The following is a 595-nucleotide window of genomic DNA, read 5'->3' as shown; positions in this document are numbered from 1 at the left end:
GCGGGGTGGCCGCCGAAGCGGGCGTGCCGCTGTCGGCCACCACTTATTATTTCAAGGACATCGACGACCTGCTCACCGACACCTTCGCCCAGTACGTGGAACGCAGCGCGGCGTTCATGGCCAAGCTGTGGACCAACAATGAAGGCCTGCTGCGGGAGATGGTCGCCTACGGGGATGGCAGCGCCGCGTCGCGCTCGCAACTGGCGGACGACATCGCGCGGATGACGGCGGACTACGTGCAGCATCAATTGCACAGTCGTCGCGACTACCTGATGGCCGAACAGGCCTTCCGCCAGGAAGCGCTGCTCAACCCGCGCCTGGCGGTGTTGGTGCGTTCTCACCAGCAGATTTTGCTGCACGGCACCTGTCAGTTCTTTCAGGTCCTGGGCTCCCGCGAGCCACAACAGGATGCCAAAGTGTTGACGGCGATTATCGGACGGATGGAATATCAGGGCTTGCTCAATGGCGCCGAGCCGGTAGCTGACGAAGACATGCTCGGCATCCTGACCCGTTACATGCACTTGGTACTGGCGTCGGTGTGACCCAAATGGGTTCACCACAGCCCCCTGTGGGGGGGGGGGGGGGGGGGGGGGGG

The 595-nt window shown here is 63.7% G+C and carries 1 protein-coding gene; it reads left to right on the top strand.

What is annotated here, in order from left to right; genetic code table 11:
- Positions 1 to 542: TetR/AcrR family transcriptional regulator (locus tag ACE04F_RS12300; RefSeq protein WP_486107010.1), on the top strand; the 542-nt coding region annotated here is incomplete at its 5' end.
- Positions 543 to 595 lie beyond the last annotated feature (53 nt).

Source organism: Pseudomonas sp. AGC41 (assembly GCF_057334555.1).
This window is presented reverse-complemented; position numbering and strand designations above follow the sequence as displayed.